The sequence below is a fragment of the Pseudoalteromonas sp. S1727 genome (genome assembly GCF_005886375.1).
Classification (GTDB): domain Bacteria; phylum Pseudomonadota; class Gammaproteobacteria; order Enterobacterales; family Alteromonadaceae; genus Pseudoalteromonas; species Pseudoalteromonas haloplanktis.
In genome coordinates, this window is the sequence record NZ_PNDT01000115.1 from 13,723 (window position 1) to 34,518 (window position 20,796).

Annotated in this window: 21 protein-coding genes; all 21 read left to right on the top strand. The window is 44.7% G+C overall.

Annotated elements, in window-relative coordinates:
- The first annotated feature begins 1 nt into the window (after position 1).
- The 21 genes from CWB85_RS19650 to CWB85_RS19745 all read left to right on the top strand — a co-directional run bounded on the left by CWB85_RS19650 (position 2) and on the right by CWB85_RS19745 (position 20,619).
- Positions 2–1,555: a terminase large subunit domain-containing protein gene (locus CWB85_RS19650; protein ID WP_138555800.1), complete on the top strand. Its 1,554-nt coding sequence runs from the start codon at positions 2–4 to the stop codon at positions 1,553–1,555.
- On the top strand, positions 1,555–1,710 hold the full coding sequence (locus tag CWB85_RS22520; protein WP_171039040.1) for a hypothetical protein: 156 nt from the start codon (positions 1,555–1,557) through the stop codon (positions 1,708–1,710). The genes CWB85_RS19650 and CWB85_RS22520 overlap by 1 nt, the downstream gene beginning before the upstream one ends.
- A complete protein-coding gene (locus CWB85_RS19655; RefSeq protein ID WP_138555801.1) occupies positions 1,704–3,263 on the top strand; it encodes a DUF935 domain-containing protein in 1,560 nt (519 codons plus the stop codon). Before CWB85_RS22520 ends, CWB85_RS19655 begins: the two co-directional genes overlap by 7 nt.
- On the top strand, positions 3,256–4,602 hold the full coding sequence (locus CWB85_RS19660; protein WP_138555802.1) for a phage head morphogenesis protein: 1,347 nt from the start codon (positions 3,256–3,258) through the stop codon (positions 4,600–4,602). Before CWB85_RS19655 ends, CWB85_RS19660 begins: the two co-directional genes overlap by 8 nt.
- Positions 4,603–4,808: 206 nt before the next feature.
- The gene (locus tag CWB85_RS19665; protein WP_138555803.1) at positions 4,809–5,267 is read left to right on the top strand and encodes a phage virion morphogenesis protein; all 459 of its coding nucleotides are present in this window, start codon (positions 4,809–4,811) and stop codon (positions 5,265–5,267) included.
- A 152-nt stretch (positions 5,268–5,419) separates the two neighbouring features.
- On the top strand, positions 5,420–6,076 hold the full coding sequence (locus tag CWB85_RS19670; protein ID WP_138555804.1) for a hypothetical protein: 657 nt from the start codon (positions 5,420–5,422) through the stop codon (positions 6,074–6,076).
- Between the two features lie 78 nt (positions 6,077–6,154).
- A complete protein-coding gene (locus CWB85_RS19675) occupies positions 6,155–7,348 on the top strand; it encodes a phage protease (protein WP_138555805.1) in 1,194 nt (397 codons plus the stop codon).
- 2 nt (positions 7,349–7,350) lie between these two features.
- On the top strand, positions 7,351–7,731 hold the full coding sequence (locus CWB85_RS19680; RefSeq protein WP_138555806.1) for a hypothetical protein: 381 nt from the start codon (positions 7,351–7,353) through the stop codon (positions 7,729–7,731).
- A 6-nt stretch (positions 7,732–7,737) separates the two neighbouring features.
- Positions 7,738–8,631, top strand: a complete 894-nt coding sequence (locus tag CWB85_RS19685) for a Mu-like prophage major head subunit gpT family protein (protein ID WP_138555807.1) — start codon at positions 7,738–7,740, stop codon at positions 8,629–8,631.
- Between the two features lie 70 nt (positions 8,632–8,701).
- On the top strand, positions 8,702–9,163 hold the full coding sequence (locus tag CWB85_RS19690; RefSeq protein WP_138555808.1) for an HI1506-related protein: 462 nt from the start codon (positions 8,702–8,704) through the stop codon (positions 9,161–9,163).
- Positions 9,160–9,588, top strand: a complete 429-nt coding sequence (locus tag CWB85_RS19695) for a gp436 family protein (protein WP_138555809.1) — start codon at positions 9,160–9,162, stop codon at positions 9,586–9,588. The genes CWB85_RS19690 and CWB85_RS19695 overlap by 4 nt, the downstream gene beginning before the upstream one ends.
- On the top strand, positions 9,588–10,013 hold the full coding sequence (locus CWB85_RS19700) for a phage tail terminator protein (RefSeq protein ID WP_138555810.1): 426 nt from the start codon (positions 9,588–9,590) through the stop codon (positions 10,011–10,013). The genes CWB85_RS19695 and CWB85_RS19700 overlap by 1 nt, the downstream gene beginning before the upstream one ends.
- Positions 10,010–10,756, top strand: coding sequence for a phage tail tube protein (locus tag CWB85_RS19705; protein WP_138555811.1), 747 nt, complete (start codon positions 10,010–10,012; stop codon positions 10,754–10,756). The genes CWB85_RS19700 and CWB85_RS19705 overlap by 4 nt, the downstream gene beginning before the upstream one ends.
- 64 nt (positions 10,757–10,820) lie before the next feature.
- Positions 10,821–14,393 carry a tape measure protein gene (locus tag CWB85_RS19710; protein ID WP_138555812.1) on the top strand — a complete coding sequence of 1,191 codons (3,573 nt, stop codon included), beginning with the start codon at positions 10,821–10,823 and terminating at the stop codon, positions 14,391–14,393.
- Positions 14,390–14,752, top strand: a complete 363-nt coding sequence (locus CWB85_RS19715) for a hypothetical protein (RefSeq protein WP_138555813.1) — start codon at positions 14,390–14,392, stop codon at positions 14,750–14,752. Before CWB85_RS19710 ends, CWB85_RS19715 begins: the two co-directional genes overlap by 4 nt.
- A gap of 9 nt (positions 14,753–14,761) precedes the next feature.
- A complete protein-coding gene (locus CWB85_RS19720; RefSeq protein WP_138555814.1) occupies positions 14,762–16,900 on the top strand; it encodes a hypothetical protein in 2,139 nt (712 codons plus the stop codon).
- Positions 16,901–16,904: 4 nt separating this feature from the next.
- Positions 16,905–17,894: a hypothetical protein gene (locus CWB85_RS19725; RefSeq protein ID WP_138555815.1), complete on the top strand. Its 990-nt coding sequence runs from the start codon at positions 16,905–16,907 to the stop codon at positions 17,892–17,894.
- A complete protein-coding gene (locus tag CWB85_RS19730; protein WP_138555816.1) occupies positions 17,894–18,217 on the top strand; it encodes a hypothetical protein in 324 nt (107 codons plus the stop codon). Before CWB85_RS19725 ends, CWB85_RS19730 begins: the two co-directional genes overlap by 1 nt.
- A complete protein-coding gene (locus CWB85_RS19735) occupies positions 18,214–20,052 on the top strand; it encodes a hypothetical protein (protein ID WP_138555817.1) in 1,839 nt (612 codons plus the stop codon). The genes CWB85_RS19730 and CWB85_RS19735 overlap by 4 nt, the downstream gene beginning before the upstream one ends.
- On the top strand, positions 20,045–20,269 hold the full coding sequence (locus CWB85_RS19740) for a hypothetical protein (protein ID WP_138555818.1): 225 nt from the start codon (positions 20,045–20,047) through the stop codon (positions 20,267–20,269). Before CWB85_RS19735 ends, CWB85_RS19740 begins: the two co-directional genes overlap by 8 nt.
- A 95-nt stretch (positions 20,270–20,364) precedes the next feature.
- Positions 20,365–20,619: an FKBP-type peptidyl-prolyl cis-trans isomerase gene (locus tag CWB85_RS19745; RefSeq protein ID WP_283235137.1), complete on the top strand. Its 255-nt coding sequence runs from the start codon at positions 20,365–20,367 to the stop codon at positions 20,617–20,619.
- Positions 20,620–20,796: the final 177 nt, after the last annotated feature.

Genomic DNA, 20,796 nt, shown 5'->3' on the forward strand with positions numbered 1-20,796 from the left:
CATGAAAGCCGCTAATACAGCCGAGCAAATGAATGCTGAAATAAGCCAGTTTAACGCTGACGAAGTATTACTCGGGTATCAAAAACGCTGGATTGCTGACGACTCCGTTTTAAAAATTGCCGAGAAAAGCCGCCGTACTGGTTTAACCTGGGCTGAGGCTGCCGATGCTGTGTTATGCGCCGCAGCTGCACGCAGTGCCAATGGCTGCAATCATTTTTATGTTGGCTCAAATAAAGAAATGGCCCGCGAGTTTATTGATGCCGCCGCCATGTGGGCAAAAGCATTTAATAAAGCCGCCTCACAAGTGTGTGAAGAAGTCATAAAGAATGAAGACAAAGAGATTCTAACCTTTGTTATTTACTTTAGTTCAGGCTTTAAAATTCAAGCGCTCAGCTCTAACCCGTCTAATTTACGGGGTATGCAGGGCAACGTAACCATAGATGAAGCGGCCTTTCATGATCGCTTAGCCGAAGTACTTAAAGCCGCACTTGCACTAACTATGTGGGGCTCAAAGGTACGTTTAATTTCGACCCATAACGGGGTAGATAATTTATTTAACGAACTAATAAAAGACAGCCGCGCAGGTAAAAAACGCTACTCAGTTCACACCATCACCATTGAAGACGCTTGTCGTGAAGGCTTGTATCAACGTATTTGCCAAATCAAAAAGAAACCCTGGTCACAACAATTACAGCAACAATGGATTGCTGATTTACTTAAAGATACCGCCAGCGAAGACGATGCCCGGGAAGAGTATTTTTGTGAGCCTAAAAAAGGCGGTGGCAACTACATACCCCGCGCATTAATTGAAATGGCAATGGTTAAAGGCATTCCCATTGTGACCTATGAAGCGCCTGCTGATTTTATGTCATGGACTGAAGACGCCCAAAAAGCTGAGATTGAGGCATTTTGTACAGAGCAATTGGATCTGTTTTTAACCACGTTAAATCCTGATCTGAACCATAGCTTTGGAGAAGACTTTGCCCGCCGTGGCGATTTAACCGTATTTGTGCCCCTTGAAATAGCCCGCGATTTATCCAAGCGCGTACCGTTTTTAATCGAGCTTACAAACCTTACTTACGATATGCAGCGTTATGTGATGCTGTACGTAACTAAACGATTACCCCGCTTACAAGGGCTGGCGTTTGATGCAACAGGTAACGGTGGCTATCTAGCCGAAGCCGCCGCATTACATTTTGGTACTGACATGGTTGAGCAAGTCATGCTTAACGACCCATGGTATAGGGAGTGGATGCCCAAGCTTAAAGCCGAGTTTGAAGATAGAAACATTGCCATACCAAAGCACCAAGACATTCTTGATGACTTACAAATGATCACCGTGCGTAACGGCACCCCAAAAATAGATAAAGGTAGCAGCAAAGGCACTGATGGCCGCCAGCGTCATGGTGATTTTGCTGTGGGCCTTGCAATGGCTGTACGTGCTGCTTGGATGCAAGGCAGCGCGATTGAGTTTACCCCACTGCCAGATAAGCATGCTGAAGGCGACTTTGACTATGACGAACTGGCCGACTACCAAGGCGCGGGGTGTTGGTAATGCGCTGGCGCATACTTTGCCAAGAGCTATTTGCAGCCCAAGAAATTACGCTTGATTTTAGCGCCCCAAATAAAACCGCAGCCATCGACTATGCATTAAAGCTCGATGTGTATGTGATCACCTTAAAACAACTTATACGAGTTAAACCATGCTAGTAGATATTAACGGCGACCCGCTCACACTCGAGACCCTAGACGAGAAACAAACCGACAATAACAGCCGCGTTGCATCGCTAATGAAAGAGTATGCAGATCATCCAACCCAAGGGCTTACCCCTGCAAAGCTGGCAAACTTACTGCGTGAGGCTGAGCAAGGCAACCTAGCGGCCATGGCAGACCTAGCCAAAGATATGGAAGACAAAGACGGCCATATAAGCTGCGACTTAGGCAAACGCCGCCGCGCCATTGTTGGGCTAGACTGGAATATTAAAGCGCCACGTAATGCCAGCCCATTAGAGCAACGCGATGCCGATATGCTGGGCGAGATCATTGATGATGCTACCTGGTTTTATGATCTACTTTTTGACTTTAGTGACGCTATTTTAAAAGGCTTTTCACCCAATGAGCTGCAATGGGATTACGTAGAAAAACAGCAAATCATTACCGGCTATGAGTTTCGCGATCAAAACATCTTTAAAACGCACCCAGACAACCGCAATCAATTAATGCTCAATGATGGCACTGCCAATGGCGAGCAGCCCAACCCGTTCGCCTGGGCTATGCATATTCATAAATCAAAGTCGGGTTACGTACACCGTGCGGGGTTGGTGTCGGTATTAAGTTGGCCGTTCTTATTTAAGAACTATTCAGTACGTGACTTAGCCGAATTTTTAGAAATTTACGGTTTACCTGTGCGTGTGGGTAAATACCCCAGCGGTGCTAATCCAAAAGAAAAAGCCACACTATTACGCGCGGTAATGAGCATTGGCCATAACGCAGGCGGTATAATCCCCAAAGGTATGGAAATTGATTTTCAAAGCGCTGCGAATGGCCAAGCCGATCCGTTTGAATCAATGATCCGTTGGTGTGAGCTTACCCAATCTAAAGCGATTTTAGGCGGTACGTTAACCAGCCAAGCCGATGGCAAAACCAGCACCAATGCGCTAGGTAATGTACATGCTGAGGCGCTAAGCTCTATCACCCAAAGCGACTTACATCAAATAGAGCAAACCATAAACCGCGATATTTTATACCCGCTTTATGCGCTTAATGGTAAAAGCTACGCGGGCAATCGCCGCCTGCCACGCTTTGAGTTTGACAACTCCACCAGTGACGAAATGCGTGATTTAGCTTACCCGCTGCGCTCATTGGTTTCGCTTGGTATGAAAGTCCCTAAGTCATGGGTGCATGAGCGTTTAAACATCCCTATAGCCAAAGACGGCGATGACGTACTTGAAGCACCCACAGAGCCAATGAGTAACAATGCAGCCGCATTAAAAGCCAGCTCACTCGCAGTACTTAAAAGTGAAGGCATGAGTAACCAGAGCCAAGCACAGTTAGACACGGCACTTGATGCCATTACCAGCGGCGATATGCGCGAAGAATACAAAACCGTATTACAGCCACTGCTTGATAAGCTAAACCAAAGTGAAGAACTGGCCGCCATTGAACTGGCTGAGCTTTACCCACTGCTAGATCAAGATGGCTTAACTGACTTACTCACGCGGTTGTTTTTTGTAAGTGAGCTGTGGGGCTCTCTCAATGCCTAGCGTTAATTTAACCAGCGCTTTTGATAAGCCGCCCGCAGACGCGGTGGCTTACTTTAAATCTAAAGGTTACGCCGTAAGCGACGAATGGCACGATATGTTAACCACCGCCCATAGCAAAGCGTTCACCGTTGCCCGCGCACAAAATATGGACGTGCTCAGTGCTATTCGTGGCGAGCTAGATGCCGCATTAACACAAGGGTTAACAGCTAAGCAGTTTAATGAGCGCCTAACCCCTCAGCTGCAAAAGCTTGGTTGGTGGGGCAAAGCTAAAAATGCCATGGGCGATGACATACAGCTAGGTAGCCCGTATCGCTTAAACACAATTTACCGTACTAACATGCAAACGGCGTACATGGCTGGGCGTTATCGGCGTATGTTATCGCGTGCTAAAACGCACCCTTATTGGCAGTATGTGGCTATTGATGACGGCCAAACCCGCCCCGAGCATAAGCTATTAAATGGCCGCGTATTCAGGTTTGATGATCCTATATGGCAAACCATTTACCCGCCTAATGGCTGGGGCTGCCGCTGTCGTGTTCGTGCATTAACTGAGGCACAAGTTAAAGCGCGTGGTATTACGGTTGAAGATGGCAGTAATTACGTGCAACCCTTTGATGCTGAGATTATCAGCCGCGAAACAGGCGATATTAAAACCGTGCCCCATGCCCGAGTAAAGCTACCACCCGATGATGTAATGACCCCTGATCTAGGCTGGGCATATTCACCAGGGCAAAGCGCCTTTGGCACCGATACGGCCATAGCGCAAAAGCTTGGTAAAGTGCCTGACCCACAATTAAGAGCCGAAACCATCCAAGCCCTTAATAACAGCCCAGCGCGGGAGGCCGCGTTTGAACTATGGACAAAAGAAAGCCTTGCCCGTGTTGAGCGTTACCAATTAGCTAAGCAAGCAAACAACGCCGCAGGCTTAAAAGCCAATGGCCCACGGCCACAACATAAAACAGTAGTAAGCTTTTTAGCGGACGATATAAACCAACAGCTGATTGATAAAGGTATTGAGGCTGGCCGTGTAATTACCCTCAGCGAACGCGCATTAGCTCATGCCCACAGCACCCGCCATAAAGTAAAAGGCCAAGCACTAGAACTAAATGAATATACCCAGCTCAGTACCTGGCTTAACAACCCACAAACCAAAGTGTACTGGGATACAACAAATAATAACCTCATGTATGTTTACCAAAATGGTGAGCAAGTCATAAAAGTAATTGTGGATTTTGCCAAGGTTGGCAATGTACTCGATCCATTAATTAATGTGTTCAAAGTCACACAAACAGATATAAACGCAGGGATTGCAGCAGGTTATTTGCAAGGCTGGCGATAGGGTGAGACTCGAACCCACATCATAACGAACACGTTAACCGTTACCCATTGGAAACACTACCGCCATGGATAAGTATTAATCAAACATACATGTAAGTCAAAAAGAACAAATGCCAGCTCGTTGGCTGGCATTTTGGAGGAGTAACCACACTCCATGAAGTAAGTACTGATGTGGTTACACTGTTAAGATTAGCCAAGGTTCCTATTATGTCAACTATCTCAATTTTACCTGAAGGCACAGCCGTCATCGCCATACTCGAGCAGCTAGCAGATCGCTTTGATAATCTCAGCGAACCCATGGATGCCATTGCCGCTGTGATGGAAGGTGCCAGCGAAGATGCCCTTGCAGATCAGCAAAGCCCGGTTGATGGCTCGCCATGGCCTGCACTTAGCGATAATTATTTAAAGCGCAGGCCAAGCCGTGTTGGTGGGCAAATACTGCAAGCCACAGCTGGCGGCCTCGCGGCCTCTATTACAGCTGACAGCGGCGACTTTTGGGCACAGATTGGCAGTAACAAACCTTATGCCGCTATTCATAACTTTGGCGGTTTGCCAGAAATGGCACCTGGGCCCGCAGCTATTCCCCAACGTGAATATTTAGGCTTAAGCCGCGATAACGAAACCGAATTACTGGTAATACTGGGTGATTTTTTATTAGAAAGCTAAAAACGCCACAACGCCCCCTAAGAGCGTATGCGGTGTTTTAGTCGCGTGAATGTTGCAAGTGTGGTATTAAATAAGCTGGAAATGGTGTTAGAAACGTTTCTAAAACAACTTTGGGCTACTTAACTGAACATATTAAAAAGGGAATTCTGATAATGAAAGAAGAAATGCAAGTTATTTTAGAGTCACAGGAAAAAGGTTGGTTTTTAAATCCATTTAATATCACCCTGTTTAATAGATTTCTATGCGATAAAAATGTATCTAAACCGAATGATGAACACTTTCTAATTTTTTTTGAAGATGATTGGCAAAGCGATTGGACGCGCATACTCAATGATTTCCCAAATAGAAAGGTTTTGCTAACAGAAGCAAAGATATGTTTTGAACAGGAGCTATATGGTGCGGCTATACACCTATTTATTAGCCAAATAGATGGGATATTTCTAGATACCTTTGGTTGTGGCTTCTTTAAACATGGTACCGAACTTGCAAATGATGAAATTAAAATAAAATTTGAAGAGCAATTTAATCTTGATTCGCTAGATCAATTATCCTCCCAACTAAAAAATAACTTTGTGACACATACATATGGGCCACATTTAGCTGAAGTGTTTAATGGGTTAAAAGCTAATGATGCAATTCGCAGTAATGATCCTGCAAAAGTATCCGAGGACGACTTTAGCATTATAAACAGGCATGGTGTAATACATGGTTACTTATCAGACTACTCGACAAAAATCGCAGCTATGAAATGGTACACTTTGTTAGATTTAATTCGTTATGCTGTAGATCTTAAGAGAAAGCAAAAGTAATTTTTAATCCAGTTTAAAATTCCCCTCTAAAGAAATCCTGAATACTGGCTGCAAGTTAATTTACTTGTAGCCAGTTACATGCCGTTAAACACTCACAACACAGACTTACCAAATACAACCAGAAGCAGTTTGCCACTGGAAGGGATTTCACTTGCTGTGCTAATGGCAAGTAAACCTGCAAACATGGGCCTTGCTGTATGTCGTTTTAATGCTGATGTAACCGCTGATGGCACCAGCCCACGCGTGCAACTTGCACCTGATGGTTACTTTAGCGCAGGTGATGGCCGCCCAAGCGATACAGATCACAATGCCTGGCTAATGGATGAAACTGCATTTAACACCCTTAAAGCAGATGCCAGCACTCGCCAAAACGATTACCACTTTGACTACGAACATCAAACTCTTCATGCGGAAGAAAACGGCAAGGAAGCCCCCGCCGCAGGGTGGTTTAACCCCACCGATTTAGAGTACATACCAGGCGAAGGCTTGTTTGCACTCAACGTGCAATGGACAAAAAAAGCTGCCCAATTTTTACGTGATGATGAATACCGTTTTATCAGCCCCGTATTTCATTATGGCCCCGATGGCCGCCCCGTTAAATTACGCCACTTTGCGCTGACCAACGAACCTGCTGTTGATGGCATGCGAAAGGTGGCTGTTTTAAAAACCTCAACCCCTGAAAAGGAAACCACCATGAATGAAGCACTCCAGCTGCTTGCACTCTTGGGCGTGACTGTGGGTGATGGCGAACAGCCTACCACCGACCAATACGCCACAGGTCTTGCCGCACTCAAAGCGCTTAAAACAAAAGCCGACTCGGCTGATGAGCTAAGCACTAAATTAACCACCGCCAACACAACAGTCGCCGCGCTTAAAGCAAGCTCAGGCTCAAGCGTTGACCTATCAAAGTATGTGCCCGTTGCCACTTATAACGCAGTCACGCAACAACTCGCCATATTGAAAACAGAAAATGACGGCTTAACCGTTGAGCAGTCGATTGATGCCGCAAAAGCCGATGGCCGCATTATTGAAGCTGAGGTGTCGTACTTTCAAGATTTAGGCAAGCAAAACGGCGTAGCTGTTTTGAAAGCCGCGCTGGATGCTCGCAGCCCAATTGCCGCCTTAACGGGCACCACTCAAAGCACCGCTGCACAAAAGAAAAAGGCTGACGAAGAACACAATCGTGATCCTGAATTAACCACTGAAGAACTCGCTGTACTCAAAGCCACTGGCATTGATAAAGCGGCATTCTTGAAAAATAAGGACGCATAACCATGGCTGCTATTGCAAAACGCCAAGGCAAATTTAGAGCCTACCCACTTGCTGCATCGGTTGTACTAACTGGCGATGCACCTGCCATTTTAACCAGCAATGGTTTGCTAACTAACGTTGGCACAGTTGGCACCTGTGCAGGTATTACCCGTATGGGTGTTGATAACAGCCAAGGCGCTGACAAAGCACAACGTGCAACCGTTGAAATCGGCGAACATTTGTTTGCCAATGCGGGTGATGTGCTCGACAGCCATATTGGCAGCACCGTGTATTTCTCGACCGATGGCCATGTGTCTATCGACTCTGCAACCGATAGCCGAAGCACCGCAGGCAAAGTGACGGAAGTTGCTGCTGAAGGTGTTTGGGTTGAACTAGGAATTTAAACCACTATGGATATTTCAGCCCCATCGTTACGCGCCGTTTTTACGGCCGTTAAAACTGAATTTAATGCAGGCCGCAGCACTTATACGCCTACTTATACGCGTATTGCTACGGTCGTACCGTCGACCACATCAAGTGAAGATTACGCTTGGCTAGGTGAGTTTAGCCGCTTGCGTGAGTGGATTGGTGATCGCCATGTCAACAAAATGGCCTTGCACTCGTACTCGATTAAAAACAAAAAATTTGAAGCCACTGAAGGCATCGCCAGCGAATACATTGAAGACGATACGCTTGGCGTGTTAATGCCTAAGTTCCAAGATATGGGATATGCGGCAGCAACACACCCAGACGAGCTAACCTATGCGTGTTTAGCCAGTGGCTGGAACACCTTGTGTTATGACGGCCAAAACTTTTTTGATACCGAACACGTTGTTGGTGAAGGTGAAAACGAAAAGCTTGTATCAAATATGCAAGATGGCGCGTTAGCCCCTTGGTATTTACTGGATACCCGCCGCCCACTTAAACCGCTTATTTTCCAAAACCGCAAAGACTACCAGCTCAGTGCTAAAACCGATGCAGGCAACTCTGATCATGTGTTTATGGCCGACGAATATTTATATGGCGTAGACGCGCGCGTGAATACAGGCTTTGGTTTTTGGCAGCAAGCCTTTGGCTCAAAAGCCGAGCTAACTGAAGCAAACTTTAATAGCGCGATTGAAAAAATGATGGGCTTAAAGTCAGACAAAGGCCGCCCGCTGGGTATTAACCCTGACTTATTAGTGGTTGGCCCAACGAACCGCAGCAAAGCTAAAGCACTCATTGAAGCCATGCAAAAAGAAGGTGGAGCATCAAACACCAACTACCAAGCGGTTGAAGTGATGGTTGTACCTTGGCTTGATTAACCAGGCTTACCACTAACGTTTAGGGTTAGCCCAGCTAGCCCTACTGTTTTATATAAAGGCAGGATATGAAATGTCTAAAAATAGTACTGATACTGGGTGCATCATTGTCACTAACCCGCGCGGTCAAAAGTACCGCCGTGCGGGCCTTACATTTGCACCAGGTAAAAATAAATTGCCAGCCTCAGATATTAACGAGCAGCAACTTAAGACCCTTAGCGCTGATCCACACATTAGCGTGCAAACTCGTCAAACGTCTACGCAGCCAAGTCCGCAATCATCATTGGACAATGGACGTGTGGATAGCAGTTTAGCTATAGAGCTTGATTTAGCGGGTATTGATGAAAGCTTACACCCCATTATTGCCATCATGCTTGAGCAACGCTTTGCTAAAAAGCCAACGGTTGATGAGCTTGAGTATCAAGTGCCTGGTGAAGAAGATGGCCAAACAATCACTATTAAACCAACTGCTGAGCAGCGTAATGCCGCATGGAAAGTATTTAGCCATGCAGTTAAACAAGGTCAATCATCATGAGTTATGCCAGCACTAATGACATGCTAAAACGCTTTGGCCAGCAAGATTTAGTGCTGCTAACAGAGCGTGAAGACAGCGACCCTGAGCAAATAAACATGCCAATTTTAGAGCAGGCATTAACCGATGCCAGCGCTGAAATTAACGGCTATTTAGCGGGCCGATACTCACTGCCGCTGACGATTGTGCCAACCGTTTTAACGCGTTTGTGTTGCGATATTGCCCGTTACTTTTTAGGCACTGATAACGCACCAGAGCACATTACTGAGCGCTATCAAAATGCAATTAAGTTTTTAGTAGCGGTTGGTAAAGGCACGTTATCGCTTGGTGTTGATGAGCTAGGTGCAAATGCCCAAACCGACGACACGGCAGTTATGCAATCAGCGGGTAGCGTATTTGCCCGTGGTAAATCAAAAGGGTTTATCTGATGTTTGACATAACCGATGACTACCTAGCAGCACACGAGCCATTAAAAGCCGCGCTTGAGACTGTGCCCAACATTAAGCAAGTTAATTACATTACCGACTTAGCTGATTTGGGCGAGTCATCACAACGTACACCGTGCTTGCACTTTTTATATTTTGGCGACCAATTACCCGATAGCGCAAACGCCGGCAATTTAATGAAAATTAAACAAACCTGGTTAGTGATTTTGGTTGTACGCCAAGGCCGTAAAGAAAATGCAGGCACCCACTTAGTTAACACTATTCGCGCATTAGCAGGCAAATTAGCTGGCGATACAGGCCCTTGGCTGCGTGTTAACTCACCGATTAAACCCCGATTCACCAAAGGTTTTGCGTACTACCCGCTGGCCTTTACTTGTCAAATGAGAATGAAAGGAGCGCACCTATGAGTGGCTTATTAGTAGCGGGCAATTTTTACATTGACCGATTAAGTAAAACGGGCCAAAGCATTGGTATTTTTGGCCCTATCAACATGACTAAGCTTGAGATCAAAACTGAAGCTGATTCTAAAATCCGTACATCAAAAAAGAAAGACTCTTATGGCCAAGCCCTGGACGATGTAAAAATTGCCAAGCCTGTTGAGCTGTCGATTGAATTTGATGATGTGCCGTCTGAACTGTTGGCGATGGCGCTAATGGGTAAGGTGGTTGATGTTAATCAAGCCAGTGGCAATGTAGCTGATGTCGCTAAAACACTCCCTGCAAACCAAGGTTGGTTGGAGCTTGGCCATAAGAACCTAGCAAGTGAAGGTTTAACAGTTAAGCAAGCTGCTGTTGATTTAGTGCTAGGTACTGACTTTGAAGTAAACTATGCCCTTGGCCTTATTCGCTCCATTAAAGGCGGTGCAGTTGACGCGGGCGGCAGTATTACTGTGAGCTACCAACACAACGCTATGAGCGGCAGAGCCGTTGAAGGTGGTATTGAAAGCCAAGTACGCGCGCGTATTTTTGGTGAAGGTGAAAACCTTGCCAATGGTAAAGCAATTCAACTCGAAGTATACGAAAGCTCTTTAATGCCTAATAAAGCAATCGACTTTGCGGCTAGTGAGTTTGTAAGCGGTGGCTTAACTGGCACGGCTAAAGTGGTGACAGGCAAAAACTCCCCGTTTTTATACACAGAACTCGACGCCTAATTTCCTGTGCGGGGCTGCGGCCCCTTTTCACACTCTTAAACACCGTTTAAAACTGAGTTAACCCATGGCAGATAAAACCCTCGAACTAGCCCTACGCGTTGTTGCAGAAGCAACGGGCAAGCAAAATATTGAGCAACTGGTTCAAGAGCTGCGCAACATTGAGCAAAGTGCCGATGCCGCAAATCCTGCTGCTGATAAACTCAGTGAATCACTAGACCAAACCGATACCAGTGCCAAGAAAACCAGCCAAACAGCAGGCAAGCTTGCCAATGAATTAGACGGATTAGCTAATCAAGCTGATCTAATACGTGCATTTGAGCAGTCAAAACAAAAACTAGAACAACAAGAAATAGCCACAGCGGCTGCCGCTCACGCACTTGAGCAATTACAAACCGAAGCTAAAAACACTGATAAGCCATTTGTGCAACTCGCGCGCTCATTAGAAGCCGCTGAGAAAGACCTAACGCAAATGCGCACCGAGCTTACACAGCAAACGAGTAAGCATGCAGCATTACAAACAGCCCTTAAACGCTCTGATGTTGATACTAATAACCTGCGTGCAGCCAAGCGTGACTTAGCTGCCCAGTTTGATAAATCTGGCCGCTCTGTCGATAAGTTTAGTAATGAATTGCGCCAAGGCACTACAGCCCAACGCGCTCAAGCACAAAGCTTAGACGGTGTAATTGGCAAAGTTACCGCACTTGCAGCGGCTTATGTGGGGTTTGATCGGGTAGCTCAAGCCGTAAGCCAGGTATTTAGCACCGGTGATAAATTTGAAAAGCTCGGCGTGCAAATGCAGGCGCTTATGGGCGGCATTGCAGGCGGCGAAAAAGCCACCGCATGGGTAAAAGAATTTACTAAAAACACCCCGCTACAACTGGGCGAAGTTAGCCAGGCGTTTGTAAAACTTAAAGCGTTTGGCCTTGATCCGATGGATGGCACAATGCAAGCCATCACAGACCAAGCATTAAAGCTTGGCGGCGGGTTTCAAGAGGTTGAAGGTATCAGCCTTGCACTCGGCCAAGCGTGGGCAAAACAAAAGCTCCAAGGCGAAGAAATACTGCAACTTGTTGAGCGCGGTATACCTGTTTGGGATCTACTTGAAAAAGTCACAGGTAAAAACACCGTTGAGCTGCAAAAGCTATCAAGCGCAGGTAAGTTGGGCCGTGATGTAATTAAAGGCTTAATAGATGAAATGGGCCGTGCAAGTGCAGGCTCTGCTGCTGCACAAATGGCGCTCTTTAGCGGGCAAGTGTCAAACGCTAAAGACAATATGGAGCAGTTTTATAACTTAATCGCACAAAGTGGCGCTATGGATTGGTTAAAAGCCAATATTACTGCGCTAAATACTGAATTTGCAGCAATGGCGAAAGATGGCAGCTTGCAAGAATGGGCGCAAAAAATTAGCGATACAATCGTAAGCACAGGTAATGCAATTAAAGGTGCGGCCACCACGCTTTATGAATACCGCGAAGAAATAGCCACTGTCGCTAAAGTATGGCTGGCGCTTAAAGTCGGTAACTATTTTAGCAGTGTGATCAGCGGCGCAACCACGGCCATTGCATCACTAAGAACCTACACAGCTGCTATTGGCTCTACCACAGTCGCAACTAATGCCGCAGGCATTGCAGCAGCTAAATGGAGTACTGCGCTTAAGGCTGTAGGTAAAGCAGGATTATATACCTGGTTAATTACCGAGTTAATCGACGTTGGTTTACTGTATAAAGATTTACTGGTGGCTGAGGAATCACTCAGGAAGTCGCAACAAGCAAGTGCAATACAAGCCAAAGCATTAGCAGATGAATTGCAAATGCTGGCGAACTCTACGGGTTTGATCATCCGTAATTCAGCAGAATTAGACGCATTGATAGAAAGCGGTAAGCTTGTTTGGGACGAAGCCACCCAGCGCTATATCAATATTGAATACCAACAGCGCAAATTAGCCGAAGCCACAGCAGCTGCAACAGAGGCCGAGCGCCAGCGCCAAGAACTGCTTACCCTTTCATTGCCAGAAGCGCTTAAAACCATCCAGTCATTAGAGCAGCAGGCAACAAGCTTAGACGGTGTAAAAGTTGGTGTTGATGGTTTTATACAAAGCATAGAATCTGCCCGTGTTGCAATTGCTGGCGCTGGTGAGCAGTACCAGGGCCAGTTAGCCATTTTAGATGCGCTAAAAGTAAAGTTTGAAGAACACGGCGCATTACTTGAACGTCAAAAAATATTCGCGGGCGATGTAGAAAAAGCCTATGCGGAGCTAGGCTTAACGTCATCAAAAGCGCTCGATGATACCGCTAATAAATTACGCGCAGCCTATGAGCTAATGCAGGAGTCAGAGCAACCCTTAGCCGTACAACGCCAAGCCTATTTAAAGTGGGCTGAGGCTGCCATTGCCGCCGCAGACGCGACTGATAAAACCGTACCCTCAAGTATTCAAGCCGCAGCTGCTGCACTGGGTTTAACCGAAGAATTAGAAAAACTTATTGCCAAGGCGAATGGTTTAAAGCCTGCCACTGACGCTAATAGCGAAGCCGTATCAAAGTTTTCAAGTGAACTTGATAAGACGAAAGCAGCCATTGCAATCAATAAAGCAATACTCGAAGAATCAACAGCCTCGGCAATACAAAAGAAAATAGCGCAAGAGGCACTAAATAAACAAACAGGCTTAGTGATAAAGCAAGAGGAGGATTTAACTAGAGTTCGTGAAATCGAAACTATGAATCTTCAGGAGCTTAATGTTGAAAACAATAAACTACAGAAAGAGCTTAATGAAGTAGAAACACAGTACAAAAACAATGCAATTACAGCCCAAGATTACGCAGATAAAAAAGATCGTATCAGCGCTATTATGGCCGTGGTTAACAACCTTCTAGGTGAAAACAAAACGGCACAAGATGCCGCCACAGTATCAACCCGAGCAGCCACGCAAGCTACGAATGATCAGGTTAAAGCGAACGAGTCAGCATCAAAAAGCTTACGTGAGCAAAAAGAAGAATTAGAGCGTGTTGCCGCCTCAGCAAATCGCGCCTCAAGCAGTGTAAGTCGTTACAATCAATCGCAACGTGCCAGCGTAAGTGACGTAGTTGATTATCAAGAAGAGAACGGCCGCAGCCCTTACGATTTAGACTCAAAAGAGATCAACGAAGAGCGCGAACGCCGCGCTTATGCTGACACCCAAAATACACAATTTAGTAAATTCAGGGGCCAAATTGATAACGCCAGCAGTAGCAAAGCACTGACTGATTTATATAACAAAATCAATAAGCAGCTTACATACCTAACGCGTGAGCAAAAGAGCACGTTAAACGCAGCCATTAACGCACAACAGCAAGCGATAAAAGCGCAAAGCACCACTCAAAAAGCGGTTGAGCAAGTACAGACGTATACGCCTACACCAACGCCAAGCTATACGCCGCCTACAAACAATTATACACCCAGTAATAACGCTTCTAACGGCGATTTAAACAGCCTTACAGCAGCAGTGCGTGAATTGATAACCGTGCTTAAAAACCAACAGCCGAGCAATGGCAAAACCGTCCGGTTAGAACTTGCTTTGCCTGGCGGCCAATCTGCCAATTTATTAGCTCAGTTTGAAGAGCAATTTTTACAAAAACTTGAACAGTTGAGTAACACCCAATGATTTTAATAAATGCACAAAGCCTGGATAACTTTGTTTGGCTTAATGAGTTTGATTATTTGCCAGTGGCTGAACAAACCGAACGCGCCCTTAATGGCGCGCAGCACATTGAAAAAACTCTTATCACCGCAGGACGACCAATCTATTTATACAGTGATTTTGAAGACGCTAGCGTATTTACAACATTGCATGAGCATGCACAAACAACCCTCACAGCGTTTGAAATAACAATACGCGGCACTGTGTTTAATGTGGTGTGGGACCACAGCCAAAAAGCGGTTGAAGCCGTGCCGCATACGCACTTTTCCGACTCAGCACCTACACACTTTCAAAACGTAAACCTACGTTTAAAAACCGTTTAAGGCCAAATAATGAAAAGAACCGATTTAAAAATATTTGAACCTCAGCGCATTGGCAACGAGCCACACGCTGGCGGCCATCGCACAAGCAATGCAATTGTCAGCGGTAAATTAAACGCTGTGTTTAGCTCAATCAGTGACATTGATCATGCGCGTTCTTCATTTGATTTAGTTAAGCTTTACCCAGCGCTTAGCACTGACGATTCAAGCCGTTTGCAAGATGCTCACATATTCTTAAGCGATCAACCAGACGACCCGCTTGTAAACGTGCTGTTAGTTGAAGCTAAAGACCTAAAAGACACTGATACAGTAGCCGAAATGTTGCCGTACTTGTCATTAGCTAGCACAAAATACCACGGTACTAGTTTAATGACCGCGGCTGTGGATGCACAAGGCCAAGAGCTAACAGTAGAGTCAATCACACGCACACTAACGCCAAGCATTACCACAGTTAATACAAAGATAGGACTTAAACCAGATTCAGAGCCATTTAGTATTTACCGTACTAAGCGCATTTTAAGCTACGGTGAAATTACTGAAATAAACATTAGTGTTGATGATTTTTTAGAAGCTGAGCCTACATTTTATGGTGAGTATCAATACACATGGTATTACGACACAAGTTACTTGGATCAGCCCAGCAACGTGATAAGAGGCGTTAAAACACTGAAAATTAATGCAGGTTCCGGTGAGCTTAATTCACTGCGTTATCAAAATGGTACATTCTCTTGTGCAAAATTGAACCCCGCCGTGGCTAAAGACCAATATTTCACGCTTTACTATGTATCAAATCAAGATTTTAGGTTTCATTCATTTACAACGAGTTCAGTGCTTACATTGGGCGCTGGTGAAACCGTTTTAAAAGGCTCGGCTAAGCTCAAAAAAACGGGTGACGAAACAGTATATAAAGACGATAGCCAAGGCCGTTTTATATCAGGCGGTTATGTGTTTGCGACCATTGATTATGACACTGGCGTAATAACAGAAATTGATAGCGTGGATTATAACGGCACAGTTACCGACAACTTAGGCGCATTAATACAAAAAGGTGCGCTAACAATCAACACTAAGCGCTGGCAGTTACCGAGCAGTAGCTTTGCGCGTGACTCGGTTTATATTACGTTTGAAACCGCAGCGGGTGCAACGTTCTCAGCGTCTAGCGATTTAAGCGGTAATATCACAGGCACTAATTGCACGGGTACAGTAAGCGCAACGGGCTATGTAGATTTAGCATTTAGTGAAGATATTAAGCCCGACTCAATTCGCTTTGACTATAACGAAATTGAAGTAACCACAGTACCCGCGCCGCCGGGTGGCTTTGATACATCAACGCTACCAAACAATGGCACTGTGCCAATTTTTCATACGTTCAACCCAGTCAGCGTACAGAACCGTGAACGCACAGCGGCTGCGAGCTTAACCAGCGGCCAAACGATTAACGTTTTAGCTGATGCTGATTTTATTGATATTGTAGATAGCACCGGTGCAAGTTTATGGTCTGTGACTAATGACAATTACAACTACGATGCTGCAACGGGTGATATAACTATCAACGCGGGAATAAGCGCATTTTCACCGCCGTTTATTATCACTGCAATTCAGTCTGAACTTGCATTGATTGACGCAATCGATAGCAACACATTAAGCCTTCTAACACCGTTAAACCGGGCTTATCCCGCAGGTGCAACGGTTAGCAGCGTTCAGGTTTTGGGTGACTTTCAAGCGCAAACAAAAGACGAACGTACATTAGCCGCGTGGCAAAATAACTTTGGTGATTTTGGTGCGGGTGCATCAAGTGCTATTAATACAACGCAATACCCAATTGAACTAACCAACATTGGCGCAATAGCTCAGCGCTGGGCAATCGTTTTCACATCAACCACCGCTTACAACGTGATTGGTGAATCAGTCGGTAATATCTACAGCGGCGACACGCTAAACGACTGTGCGCCGATTAACTCATTCGCAGGCGCACCGTATTTCATATTACGTAAAGAAGCGTTCGGCGCAGGCTTAAACCCCGGTGAAGCATTCTTGTTTGAAACCCTAGCGGCAAGTAAACCAACCATGGTTACGCGCTCAGTATCACCCGGGCACTCTGAAATAGTGCGTGACAATTCAACTTTATCATTTCGTGGAAATAAGGATTAAAATTATGGCTCAAGCAGTAACAGTTTATCGATGGGATGACCCCGGCGCGCCGCAAATAGTAGATGGCAGACCTAGTGAATTTATTAATGTTTTTAAAAAGTGTCTAGTTGAAGGGTACGGAGAAAAGATACCACTCGGTTGGCAAGTGCAGCTTGAAGAAGCAATAAATAAAATATCTTTTATTAATGATGTCACCGCGGGCGGCTCTGGTGGTAGCTTTGTTTTGAAATCGGCTTTAGGTGGTGATGAAGTAGGTGAGAAAGTTATTATTCAATGTTGCCAATCATTCATTGATTTTGAAAATATTATTCAAGCGTCACCAAAGTCAACATATAAAATGAAGGGTGGCACCTTTGGTTATGATTTGTTCCCTCAATGGTTGGTAATAGGTACATCGCATGCGTTTTACTTTATTACTAAAATGACAACGCATCAGTCTGTATCAAGCCTTCAAAATCTTTATTACCCTGCTTTTTTTGTTGGTGATTTTAATAAAATAATTCCAAGCGACCAAAATAGATTTATTTTATTCGGAGGTTATACAGGACTAAATGATGACACTAACCCCGGTTCAACCGCGTATTTATCAGGAAAATTAGTCGACGGCGCGGCATCATCATCAATAAAAGGGTATACGCTAGACTCTCCTCCAAGTGTTTGGCAGTACACAATAAGAACACTTCTTGGTTCAGGTCGAAATAATATTGAAGATTCAGTGGTAAAAAAAGAAACGCCAGAGATAACATTTATGTCTCCAGCTTATATATTTAATAACAGCTACGATTATCACAGATCTGAATATGCTGAAACTTACAACTCGGTTACGAACCCTGCAATACGGGGGGTTATCCCTGGGTTATTTGTCTCTCAGCAAGTTGGTTTTTTTGATGAAGCACTTTATTACACTCCAATAATTAATAATCAAGTTCACCTGAATCTACCATCTACAGGGGGAAGGGCTAGTGCTGTATGGATTAATATGGAGCAGTGGTAATGCATTTGTTTGAACCAATTATTTTATGGCCGCAATTAACGAATATTGTTTCAGCATTATCAATAGATGTTGATCCAGACGCTGAGCGTTTGCAGGTATTTGATCGTAAAAGTGGCACTTTGATATGGCATCAACGTGTAAGTGGTCAATTTTTTAAATTCTTTCCAAAAGAAACGGCCCTTAACCCCAGTTTAATGTGTGTGATACTTGATGATAATGAGCAATTTAATGCACAAATAGCAGATCATATACAAGGCATGCTTGTTGATGCAGTTGTATTTGATCCAACTAACCCATTACCCTACGAGCCGCCAGTAGCATGATTGAATTACGCTTTATTAATCCATATCAGGTTAATAAATCGCCTATTCAATTAAGCTATCAAAATAATGACATGGATGTCATGGGTAATGATGCCGCGTTGTTGATGCGATTTACTAAACCTTATGCAATAAATCAATCACCACTGACAATGCGCTTTGGTGATGACACTGGGCCAGTTGATCCAACGTTACCATTTTTACAAGCGAATATCGGTATCGAGTCGGATTTAACTTGGTTGAACCCGCAATTAATCACACAAGTTCAAGTGCTAGCATGGCAAACCCAGTCAGTTAAAACCGAGTTTGAGACGGCTTTTAGCAACGCTGAATTAACCCCTGTGGCATTTAGTTTTGACTGGCAAGTTATTGCATTAGTTACAGCACAAAACAGTGTTACATGGGGTAATAGCGGCTATGTATCAAACGTTATTCAAATGCCGTATAAAATCATCACTGCAATTGAATATAACGAAGCTTATTTTAACTGGTTAACTCAGTTAGATTTTGAGCAAACCGAGCTTAAAGCGCTTTGGAACAGCTCAGAATTGCTCAAAACAGCGCGTGAGATGCATTGGCATGTAAAGCCACTTTTAGAGTCAAGTGAGCTGGTAATACACTACGGTGAAACCGATAAAGAATATATTTGCTATTGGCGTAATCATCCGTTTAAAGGCTATGTGAATTTAGAGTTCACAGCGCCAGCAAGGGTAAACAGTGGGCGCTTAGTTATGCGTTTTAACAACCCCGATAAAGTGTGTTACTGGGGTTTACCGGGCGGACTTGTTCGCGGTGATGATGACGTACCAACAATTGATCGCAAAATCCCCATCGAGCCACAAATTAGGAATACATACATCATGCAGCCAACCATTAATTGTGTGCGTGTTTCAGACGATTTAAAGATACTGATCAACAGCGTTTATTACTCTATATCTCGCGGCCAATTTAGCGCAACAGCTAATATTAAATTTTGCTCACGCATCGACTTTGAGCGCGCCCTGGGCCACGAGCTTAAAATCTCGCTAAATGGCTATGACTTTTATGTGATTTGTGAGCAGCCAAGCACTAGTTACCGCTTTGCAAATGCTAGCTATAGCGCAAGTTGTCGCAGTCGTTTTGCGTTACTATCTAACCCTTACGCAAGGGCTACAAACTACGCTAACCCAACCGCTAAAACACTGGCGGGGATCATGTCTGACATACTCGTTAATACGGGGTGGTCACTCGATAATAAAATGATTGATTATCCAATCCCTACAGGCGCGTTTACTTATACAAATTTAACCCCAGCTGCGGCACTGTTAAGTGTTGCTAAGTCAGTCGGCGCAATACTCGATATTAACGACGCAACTAAAACTGTCTCAGTAGTCCCAGCATGGCCCGTAGTGCCATGGGATACAGCCAATGCAATCTGTGATGTGATCCTTAACGATTCAATCATACTTGAGCACAGCAGTAGCCAAACAATAAGCCAGGAACATAACGCGGTATTTGTGCGCGGTGAACAGCAAGGCGTAGCATGTAAAATCAAACGAGCTGGTACGCTAGGTGATCAGTTTGCCAATGATGTTGTAGACACGCTAATTACACATAATCAGGCAGCTCGTCAGCGCGGAACGTGCGAGCTGGCTAACAGCGGTAAGAAACAAAATACAACAATAAGAACCAAAATTTTAGACGACTTACCGCCCATTCGACCAGGTATGTTAGTTGGTATCACTTACACAGATTCAGTTTTTAAAGCGACGTGCGATAGCATGACAATTAACGCCAGTATCAGCGACCAAGGCGCTATTACAGTTAGCCAAAAAATACAGGTGGTAAGCAATGTCTAACACACTAAACAGACTCGGCTCAGTACTCGATAAAACTCAGCGGACAATAGCAACGATAGTCACAGTTAACACAAACGGCACAACGCTAGTCGAATACAGCGACAGTAGCCAGAGTGTTATATTAGGTGATAGCGTTCAAACAGGTGCGGTATATGTAGAAAATGGCAGGATTGTTGGAGCAGCGCCAACATTGCCATATACAGAGATTGAAGTTTAAGTATTTGGAAAGCTGTTTAATATAGAGTAATTTCTATTTTTCGCAGTTATCGCGCGAAGCGCGGGAAATTTTCGCGCGGCGCATCATCAGATACTGTGGTAATTAATCAGCGTATTATGTTAGCAGATGGTAGTGTTATAGCTGACAGCTATAAAGCGGGTATGCCGGAAGTGTTTGCATTAGCAGAGGCTATTGAAGGATTACGAGAAGGTATCCTATTGATGACTGTTGGTTCTCGCTATGAGTTTGTTATTCCTCCTGAACTGGCATGGGGTCGCAAAGGTAATGGCGGTAAAATAGGTGCTAATGCGGTATTGCATTTTGATGTGCGTTTAATACGTTTAGCTTAAGCGGTGCTTTATATCAATCAATTTAAATATTTAACCATTCTAGCGAGCTAAATAAAGCGCTAACTGCGTATAAAGTAATTCATGTAGAACAACTATATGTCAAAATTTATGCCTTGTGATCACGCCATTGAGCTGGCGCTATACATGGTCAGTACCTTAACACGAGTGGTATGAAAC